The sequence below is a fragment of the Gordonibacter sp. An230 genome (assembly GCF_002159915.1).
Taxonomy (GTDB): Bacteria; Actinomycetota; Coriobacteriia; order Coriobacteriales; family Eggerthellaceae; genus Rubneribacter.
On sequence record NZ_NFJP01000005.1, the window covers coordinates 161193 to 170890 of the forward strand.

The following is a 9698-nucleotide window of genomic DNA, read 5'->3' on the forward strand; positions in this document are numbered from 1 at the left end:
CCTTTACGCTTTCTCGATCTTGTACATGCCGCCCGAACGTCCCGGCGTTCCGGAGTCGTTGTCGTTGAGCGGGTAGACGACGTCGTCGCCCAACGTGGGATCGAGCATCGTGTCGAGGTGCACGCCGGCGCCGATGGCGGGATCGCCTTTGGTGAGCTTGCCATCGATCTCGACGTCTTGGGCTCCGTAGGCGCGATGTCCGTATCCGTAAGCCACGGCGAACGTGCGCCTCGCAACGCCGCCGCGCACCCATGCCTCGCCTTCCATGACGTCGCCCGTGGGATTGGTCACGCGCACCGTGTCGCCGTCCTTGATGCCCAGCTCATCAGCATCGTTCTCGTTGATCTCGATGTAGTTGTGCTCGCAGAGGTCGCGCATGAGCGGGCTGTTCGCCAGCATCGAGATCGAGCGGAAGCGCGGCTTGTAGTTCGTGGAGACGAACGGGAACTCCTCTTCGGAGTAGACATCGGTGAACAGACGCTTGTCGGCGAACGCCTGGGGCGTGTAGGACAGGGTGCCCGACGAATAGCTGCCATCGTAGTCGTTTTTGCGCGTGGCGCGCACCTCGCTGTAAAAGAGGGCCTCGAAAGGAGCGGTGCTGTCTCGCTTGATGTAGGCGTTACGTCCGCTTTCGGGGTCGAGGGCGTCCTCAACGGGATGAAACCGACCGCCACGGGAGATCACGTTCAGGACTTTCGGCCACTCTTCCTCGGTGACGGCTTGTCTCCACTCTTCGGGAAGGTCGTCGAGCGCTTGCAAACGAACATCCTCTTCGGAGATATCGGCTACGGGCTCGCCGTCGAAGGCGAGGTTCGCGAAGGCTTTCATGAAGTAGTCGCAGGCGTCGTTGATGGGCCACCAGGCGCCCTCGGCGTCCTGCACGGCCTTGTCGCCGAAGCCGGGCACGTCGCAGGCTTTGGCGACGTCCACGAGGAACGTCTCGATGCTGGCGTAGCGACCGTCGTCGAGTTTCATGGAGCCGGGCTCTTTGACGCGCCAGCGCAGGGCGTCTCCGTAGCCGACCCAGCCTTCCATGTTGAGCGTTCCGAAGCTTTCGTAGGGGTTCGTGTCGGGAACCACGTAGTCGGCGTACTGCGTGTCCTCGCCGATGACGACGTCGCAGGAGATGAACAGCGGAACCACTTCGGGATCCTTCAGCTTGTCGATGACCTCGGAGCGCATGGCGCCGGGAATGCATTCGAGCGAGGTGCGCATCCAGTTGAGGATGATCTTCGCCTGATAAGGGTATTGGTTCACGATGGAGGCGAGGGCCTGGCTGTCGGCAGAGCTTTCCACGGGGAACCATGGCAGCATCGGCTTGGGATCCTTCTCTCCGGCGGCCACGCGGTTTTTGTACTCGTCGGTTTTCTCCCACGCCTTGCCGTTGCGGGCGATGCATTGGGCTTTCGAGATGTCGGGCTTGCCCTCGACGGTGCCCAGCTTGTAGCGCTTGCCGTCGGCTGTGGTGCTAGCGCCCATGTTCGAAGGCCCGCATCCGCCGATCATCTCGTCCGAGCCGATGAGCGCGTTGAGCATTCGGTAGGCCAACGTTGTGTCCACGCCGGTCACGCATGCCGAGCCGCCCATGAGGCGTGCCGACGATTTGGTGCCGTGCGAGGTGAACTCCTTGGCGATGCGCTCGATCTCGGATGTCGGCACGCCGCATTCCTCCGAGTACTCCTCGATGGATCGCTCGTGCACCGACTCGTCGAACAGGGAGAAGGCGGTGCGCACCTTCACTCCGTTGACCTCGCCTTCGAAGCGCAACTCGGCCTTCTCGCACTGGGTGTTCACCGTCGGCTGCCCCGTGGCGGCGTCGATCACCACCTTGTACGTTGGTTTGTCGGCCGCCTTCCCTTCGAAAGCGGGCTCTTCAAGGCCGGCATCGGCCGGTCGCATGAGCCTGCGATGGTTCGGGTGGCTTTCGTCCACGATGACCAGATGGGTCGCGTTGCTGAACGAGGCGTAACCGGCCTCCCAGGCGGGTTCGATCCACGGTGCCGTCAAGTAGTCCTCGGCGTACGCTTCGTTGTCGATGATCCACTGCGATGCCGCGCAGGCGAAGGCGGCGTTCGTGGTGGTTTTGATGGGGATCCAGTTGATGCCCTTCATGGTGGGGGTCACATTGCCGTTGCCCAGAACCGGGTCGAGGACGTCCATCGTGCACTCGCCTGCCGCAAGGCGCGTCGCCGAACGCTTGGCCATGCCCTGGAAGCTGTTGCCGGTGGCTCCGGGAAACGATCCGCACCACAGCAGGTACTCGCAGAAGTCCACATCGGAGATGGCTCCCTTTCCGCCGATCTTCGACATGTTCTTGGCCACTTGCGCTCCGCCGCAGCTGGCCGAATGGCCGAATACATTGGTGGTGCCGTAGGCCCCTCCGAAGCGCTGCCAGATAGCCTGGCGACCGTCGGCTCGACCGCCCATGAGCAGCACCTGGTTGGATACGGCTCCCAGGTCGGGCTGCTGGGGGTCGATGGGGGTCTCGTTGTCGTGGAGCGCTTTCAGACCTTCGATGTGCCGATCCTCGCCGATTTCGGCGAAGAGCTTGCCGCCCTCGGTCACTTCTTGGATGAGCTGCTCCCAGCTGATGGGCTTCCACTTGCCCTCGCCTCGCGCGCCGGCGCGCTTGAGCGGCGTGGTAATGCGGTCTGGCTGGTTGTAGGCGTCCCATGTTCCCATGCCGCGCGCGCACATGGTTCCGGGCATGGCCTGTCCCTTGGCGCTCGAATAGCTCATAGAGCGGTATGCCTCTTCAAGGGGCTCCTCGAAGTGCAGCACCGGATACGAGCAGTTCGGATGGTACGGATTGCCGGCCACGGAAAGGACGCGTCCGGTTTCTCGGTCCATTTTCACGCGGTTGCCGCAATCGCAGTAGCATCCTAGGCAGGTGCTGTAGCGGATGATGACGTCGTCGTTGACGGTCACCTCGCCGGTTTTGGGGTCGACCGTCGCTTCGACAGGCTGTCCTTGCTTTGGCGCGGGGAAGTCGGCCTCGCTCGCAAGGGCGGCGGTGCTTTGATGATCGAGTCCTACTCCCATAACCGAAAGGGCTCCCGCTGCGGCGGTCGCTTTCACGAAGCTCCTTCGGCTCAGGTTCACCGATTCCATGCTCCCTCCTTCTCGTCTCGTGGGTTGAAAGCCAGCCTATTGTGGTGCGTGGGTCGGCGGCGCGCATGGGCAGGTCGTGACCATTTTGTTGGTCGTGGGGCGTAAAAGCGAGGCGGCGCATGGTGAGAACGGGGTGAGAAGCACGAGGGGAGGGCATCCCCATGATGTGACCAGATCGGTTGGAACACGATCTGCGAACAGGTGTTATGATATACTTGATTCATTTGGTGTCAATTAGGGAAGCAGTGCGGGGGCGCGTGGCGTCTTGCGTAAGAGGAAGGCTCATGGCGGAAGGCTTTGCGGGAAGCATTCGGACGTACGTGACGCGTAACATAGGATTCGCGTTCTTTCTGGCGTGGAACTACATCGCGCTGTTCGGATGCGGCATGGCCGTAGGGACGTTCGTTCCTTACAATCTTGAATTCATTTGGATAGCGTCGGCGGTGTCGGAGTTGGTGTGCGCATTGGCGGGCTTGGGCCTTGCGCGTTGCGGGGTGTCCCTCGACCACCCTTCTTGGGGTGTGGCGGGGGCGGCGTGCGCGGTTGCCGGCAACATCGCTTTATGGTTGAGCTACATCGTCATAGAGTGGTATTGGACGACGTTCGCCATCGCAGGCCTCCTTCTGGGCGTGGGCGTTGCCGTCATGACGGCCGTGTGGGGCGGACGCTTTTCGCTGAGCTCCCATTCGGCGATCGAGTTCGACACGATGGCGAGTTTCGTGATCGCGTTCGCGCTGTACTGCGTCACGCTTCCCATCAAACTGTACGGCGTGGTCGACTTGATCGTGGCGTCCGCCCTTCCGGCGGCGTCCATGTATCTGGCGTTTCGGTCGAAGGGTCGGACGGACGGGGTTGAAGCCGGTCTTGCCGAGGCGGTCGAGACGCCGACCGCAACGGCTGTCGCGGCTGCGGGGGAGGGTGCCGAGGAGGCCGGGTCGCGCCGCTTCAGGGACGGGGCTTCGCCCGGGCTCCGTGAGCTCGAAGGGGCGCCGGCTTCGCAAGGGGCGTTTTGCCGCGAAATGCGGCGCTCGCTTTCGACGTTCGCCATGATCTCGGCGCTGTGGTTTCTTGTTTCCTTCATGCGCGTCGTGGCTGCTCCGGTGGGCGCTTACGACCGCTACCTTCATTACCTGATTCCGTTTTTGTGCGCCATCGTGGTGGCGGTGGCCCTGTTCGCGTTGCTTCTGCGCTACGCGCGCTATATCAGCATCACGCTGTCGTACCGCTGGGAGATACCGTTCGCCCTTCTTGTTTTGAGCGTGCTCTGGCTCGGGCATGAGAACCTGTATGCGCGCATAGTGGCCTACTCGATGAATTTCATGGGGATGTTCGGCATTCAGCTGAGCTGCTGGATGGCCGCCGCAAAGCATTTGAGGAGACGCCGCGAATTGGCGACGGCGGTGTTTCTGGGGATCGCCGCCGGGCAAGGGCTCGGCATCGTGCTGGGGTGCTCTGCGGGGCTTGCGGCGGTGAACCTGCTGCCGATGGACGTACGGCTTGGGGCCGCCCTTGCGGCGGTGGCGATAGCCGTGTTCGCGACGATGCTCACGGGGTTCAACCCCCATTGGCGCTTGGACGCCCGATCGCAAAGGCTGGGCGGGCAGGATGCGAGGGGTACAAGGGACTTGGCCGTAGAGACGACGTGCGAAGGGGGCTTTGAGACTGAACGGAACGCACGCGAAAGCCGCGGCCTCTCGGCTGGCGCTCTCATTGCGGATGGCGCCTCGGATGCCGATGGGGACGAGCCGGAGCGCGAGGAGGTGCGCCTTGAGCGCCTGCTTCAGCTCAAGGCGCGGTCTTTGCAGCAACGCTATGGGCTGACCAGGCGCGAGACGGAGATATTGGAGCTGTTGCTCGCAGGACGCACTCGCCCCTACATTCGCGACGAGTTGACGATCTCCCTGAACACGGTGCACTCGCACGTCAGCAATATCTTCCAGAAATGCGACGTTCATTCCCAGCAGGAGCTGATCGATCTGGCGTACTGCCGGGATTGATGTCGGCGATGAGGGTGGCTACCTCTTACTGCCGCTTTCTTAGGAAGGCTTGCGGAGGGCTTCGTCGAGAACGGCATGAACCGCTTGGGCGGCCAAAGTGCATACGCGGGCGTAGAAGTCCCGATACGTGCGTTCGAGGCATGCGGCGGCTGCAGGGATCCAGGTGCAAGCGTGGTCTCGGGCGAACGTTTGCGCAAGCTCGATCCAACGCGCGGCTTCGTCGCGCTGCCCCGCTTCGTTCGCCTTGGCGCAACGCTGCACGCAGAATGCGAGAAATGCCAGTTCTGAGGCGATTGAGTCGGGTTTGAGCGTCGAGATGGCCAGCGGATAGCCCACGAGGGCCCGATGGTCGAAGCCAACTGCACGGTAGCATCGAAGGACGTGGTCGGCGCGGCCGCTCTCGATTCCCGCGTAGCGCATGGCCCCGTTTTGGTCGACGCCTCCTCCCACGATGCTTCCTTCTCTGAGCGGCACGTACAGAGGGCTTGAAGTTACGAACATCCGGTCGTAGTAACGTTGTTTGAGGCCGTCGTCGGCTTCTATGTCGTCGAATCCGGGTGCGCCGAGCACGTTCGCCACGCGGCGCATGTCGGATACGACCTGCGAGGTCGGTTCGTTCAGGAACGCTTCGGCGCATGCGTCGAGCACTACGCCCAACCCGCGAACGAGCGGCGCGCTGTCGTTGCTATCGGTCATGGTAATCCTTTCTTCCAGCGCCTTTACGATACCTTGCTGGAGCTGGTTTCGCATGGGCACGATATGACCATTTTGCCGCGTATGCGGCTTGGCGGACGGCCGAACGAGGCTTCGCGCGGCATTCGCCAGCAGCGGATGGGGACGGCCTGTCGGCATGGAGCCGGGCCGTCTCGCACGTGAGCGGCGCGGGGTCGAGAGCATCGTCCGAATCGGGCGAGTTGGGCTGTCGGAGGTGCGAAGCGGCTTTTGCGGATGCGGCCCCGAGTGTCGTTGAGCGACCCCTTTGGCGCAGCCTGCCGCCTGCGGTTGACGTGAAGGAGCGCCGGAGGTATGCTTCTAGTCGCTATGTTCACCTCTCGGGAGGATTTCATGAAGCTCTGCAGGGCAGCTGCTCTGTGCGCGTTCGCCGATGAAGCGCCGCACGGAGCGGGAACGGGTATGATCGTCGGCATCGGGAGGCGCGTCGCGTAGGCGCGCTGCGTTGTCGATGCCGGAATGCCGGTGATTCCAAGCGCTGCGGATGGCTTCGTCCGCGGCGCTTTTTTGTACCGACGGCCCCATTGCCGACGGCGCGCCTTGCCGCCGAGAATCCATGCGGCGTCCGGTTCGATTCGGGCCTCCTCTCGTCCTTTGTGTCGACTGCGTTTTCATTACGTCTGCCTGCGGATTCGGTTTCGAGCGCGACATTGCGGGCGTGCTGAGGGGGTCGTGGACTTTCCGGTGCGGGCGTGCGTCCTCTGCTTTTGCCGCTTTGCGGCGTGGCAGGGGCCTGCGTCGGGGGCGATGGCGGTGAGGTTGTCCTTCGCATTCCAAGACCATCGAGGTGGATCATGGCGAACTTCAATTCCGACAGCTTGTTTTCCGAAGGGCCGCTGCTTCGGCGGCTCGTCGCGTTTGCGCTGCCGCTCATGGCGCTCAATCTGCTGCAATACGTGTACCAAACCGTGGACATGGTGGTGGTTGGCCACGTGGTGGGCGAAGCGGGACTCGTGGCCATCTCGAACGCGACGAACGCGGCGTATCTGGTGAGCGCGTTCGTGATGGGGCTTGCCACCGGGGGAGGCGTGGCGGTGGCGCGAGCGGTGGGCGCAGACGACGTGCCCGGTCAGCGGAGCGCGTACGCGGCCACGCTGTTGTCGGCGGTGGGCACGGCGGGGCTGCTCGCGCTGGCGGGCGCAGTGCTCGCGCGACCGGCGTTCGCGGCGAACGCGGTGCCGCCCGTGGCGTTCGATGCGGCGGTGGCGTACACCCAGGTGGTGTGCACGGGCTGCGCAGGGTCGTTTTTGCTGAACGCCGCCGTGGCGTTTCTGAAAGCGCATGGCGACGCGCGCACGCCGCTTCTGCTGGTGGGCATGTCGGCGCTCGTGAACGTGGCGCTCGACCTTGCGCTCGTGGGGCCGGCAGGGCTCGGCGTTGAGGGTGCGGCCTACGCCACGGTGATCGCGCAGGGCGTGGCGGCTGCGGGTGCGCTCGTGGTCGCGTGGCGGCGCTATCCGGGCGCTCGGGTGCTCGCGGGACGGGGTCGTGCGGCGGGCGCGTTCGGCGGGTTGGGCGACGGGCTGCGCCTCGGAGCGAGCGTGGCTGCCGTGCTGCGCGTGGGCATGCCTGCAGCCGCGCAGATGGCCGTGGTGAACCTGTCGTACGCGCTGGTCACGGGTTTGCTCAATCGTTACGGCACCGACGTGGCCGCCGCGGCGGGCGTCGGCCTGCAGATCAGCACCGTCGCGGGGCTGCCATGCTGGGCTGTCGGCCAAGCCATCACCACGGCTGCTGCGCAGAACATGGGTGCTGCGTTGCCCCTTCGCGCCTGCGAGGTCGTACGCCTCGGCGCACGGCTCAACGTGGGCGTGACCACGGGCGTCCAAGTTCTCGTCCAGCTGCTTGCACCCGCGGTGGTGGCCGCCTACGGTTGTGCGCCTGGCAGCGCGGCGCACGACCTTGCCGTGCTGTACCTGCGTATCACCTGCAGTGTGAACGGCCTGTTCTATGCCGCCATGTTCAGCTTCGACTCGTTTGCGCTTGCAGCCGGCTCGCCGCGGCTCGTTTTGGCGAACTCGCTTGTTGATGCGTTCGCCGTGCGTTTCGGCCTCGCGTTTTTGCTGAGCGGCGTGCTCGGCTGCGGATTCGTTGGCATCTTCGTGGCGCAGGCGGCCTCGCCGGTCGTTCCTGCTCTTATCGGGCGCGCGTACGTGCGCCGATGGTCGCGTTTGCATCTGGGCGGCGATGGGCCGCACGGCGCATGCGTTGGACGACCCCGCTGGCTGAAGTGAGCGAGCGGCGCTGACGAGTTGAACGAGCGGCGCCGTGCGGCTTCGGCGTCTGGCGCGCGGAGGGCGGGGCTTGATGGCGGAAAACGACGGAAATCCGCGATCACGAAGCGTCGTTTTCTTGGCGAGTGAGAATGAATGACATGTTGATCAGGCTATATGTGGGGACGTCGAATGGAAGGTAGCGATGTCGGACGCCTTCGCCATCCTCTGATAGCGGTTTTCCGTCATTTTCCGCCATGAAAGGGGCCTCCTTTCGTCAAACGGGGGTCGATACAGGTGGGGTCGACCCGGCGGGCAAGGCCCCGTCGAGGCCGCGGGAGGCCTCGCGCGCTGGACGGGCCTCCCGCACCGCCCGGTCTGGTGAGGCTCGGTTCGTGGCTCGGCGAACATGAGCCCGGATCGATCCTGGCTTGGCAAAGGCCTGCGCTTCCCTGCGCGTGATCGTTCGAGAGTTGTGATGCGCGACACGGACGACCTGCGGCGCGACAATCGCCAGATTGCTACCGGGCTTGGGGGGGCGGGGCGCGTCCGACGAGGCAATTCCCTCATTTTCCTAGGTTGCGTCTTTGTCCGTTGGGTCGAGAATCCGAAAATCCGGGAAAAGTGCGAGCAACAGGCTCGATCTCTATCGGTTTCGACGGCAATCTGGTGATTTATGCGCCAAGGAAAGATGCTTGCGTGCAAGAAAGGGCGAGCCGAGCTGCGCTGGCTGTTGGGTGGCAAAAGGATGGGGCGCCACCATGTCCGAGGGCCGCAATTGCGCGTGGAAAAAAGAGGGGGTCAATCCTTCCAAAGCCACCATTTCAGCTTTGCCGGATCGGGCTGCTTCGCTTCCGCGAAGTACACGGCCTCGCGGTATGCGTACAGGCAGCATCGGTCGGCCTCTCCGTGAACGAGGACGTCGCGCGCGTACAGCTCTTCGGGATCTTGGCCGCGCAGATCCTCGACGCATTCGATGCCGATGTCGCGTAGGCGTTGAGCCAGCCGCGGCCCGATCGTGGGAATGGTCGTCACATCTGCCATGCTTGCTCCTTTGCGCAGTGGCGTTGAACGTCATTGGGGCCATTGTACCAGGTTGGGGTATGTGTGAGAGATCAAGAAGCGGGGGCGGGCGACCGACTTAAGGCTCTGAAGCGATAGGGAGCGTATGTGCGAATGGGGGCTTCGCGCACGCGTGCAAGGGGGCATGGAGGCGCGCCTGTTCGATTCGGCAACTGCGAGGGGCTCTGCGCGCGCCTGCGAGGGGAATATCGACATGTTCCCTGTGCGCGCCGGCAATGAGGCGCTCCGCGCATGCGTGTGAAGAGGGGCCGAATGCCAGAAACGTGCGATGGGAAAGTCCCAAAGCGTTTCGCACGCGAGGAGGGGCGCTATCGACAATCGAAGGTGCGCACGTTCGCCCAGCTCTCCGTGCATGTGCGAGAAAGAGTTGGGCCGATGTTTGAGCAAGCGAAGGAAGTGCCATGTGGCCAGCGTTTATACAGGAGAGAATGGATGGAAGGAGCGCGAACGAGTGTTTCATGTGAAACATCGGCTCGCGTTTCACGTCCATGCACGAGATGAGGGGCCGGAGGGCGAGAGGCCAAGGGGCTGGGGCGAGGGATGCCGGGGGTCAGGATCGGGG

General features: G+C 63.8%; 6 protein-coding genes. 3 read left to right on the forward strand and 3 right to left on the reverse strand.

The genetic code is table 11. From position 1 onward, the window contains the following. Nucleotides 1–3: 3 nt before the first annotated feature. Entirely contained in the window at nucleotides 4–3111 is a 3108-nt protein-coding gene (locus B5F40_RS04285; protein ID WP_087193139.1) for a molybdopterin dinucleotide binding domain-containing protein, read from the reverse strand. A 284-nt stretch (nucleotides 3112–3395) separates the two neighbouring features. Here B5F40_RS04285 and B5F40_RS04290 point away from each other — a divergent pair, with 284 nt between their 5' ends. Further along, nucleotides 3396–5108 carry a helix-turn-helix transcriptional regulator gene (locus B5F40_RS04290; RefSeq protein WP_162610883.1) on the forward strand — a complete coding sequence of 571 codons (1713 nt, stop codon included), beginning with the start codon at nucleotides 3396–3398 and terminating at the stop codon, nucleotides 5106–5108. Nucleotides 5109–5147: 39 nt separating this feature from the next. Here B5F40_RS04290 and B5F40_RS04295 read toward each other — a convergent pair whose 3' ends face one another. Beyond that, nucleotides 5148–5804, reverse strand: coding sequence for a molecular chaperone TorD family protein (locus tag B5F40_RS04295; protein WP_162610884.1), 657 nt, complete (start codon nucleotides 5802–5804; stop codon nucleotides 5148–5150). A gap of 330 nt (nucleotides 5805–6134) precedes the next feature. On the opposite strand from B5F40_RS04295, the gene B5F40_RS16170 reads away from it, so the two are divergent. Both B5F40_RS16170 and B5F40_RS04300 read left to right on the forward strand, forming a co-directional pair. Further along, complete coding sequence (locus tag B5F40_RS16170) at nucleotides 6135–6275, forward strand: hypothetical protein (protein WP_162610885.1); 141 nt, start codon at nucleotides 6135–6137, stop codon at nucleotides 6273–6275. A 359-nt stretch (nucleotides 6276–6634) separates the two neighbouring features. Next, the gene (locus B5F40_RS04300) at nucleotides 6635–8074 is read left to right on the forward strand and encodes an MATE family efflux transporter (RefSeq protein WP_087193141.1); all 1440 of its coding nucleotides are present in this window, start codon (nucleotides 6635–6637) and stop codon (nucleotides 8072–8074) included. A 780-nt stretch (nucleotides 8075–8854) separates the two neighbouring features. Here B5F40_RS04300 and B5F40_RS04305 read toward each other — a convergent pair. Beyond that, on the reverse strand, nucleotides 8855–9097 hold the full coding sequence (locus tag B5F40_RS04305; RefSeq protein ID WP_087193142.1) for a helix-hairpin-helix domain-containing protein: 243 nt from the start codon (nucleotides 9095–9097) through the stop codon (nucleotides 8855–8857). Between the last annotated feature and the right edge of the window lie 601 nt (nucleotides 9098–9698).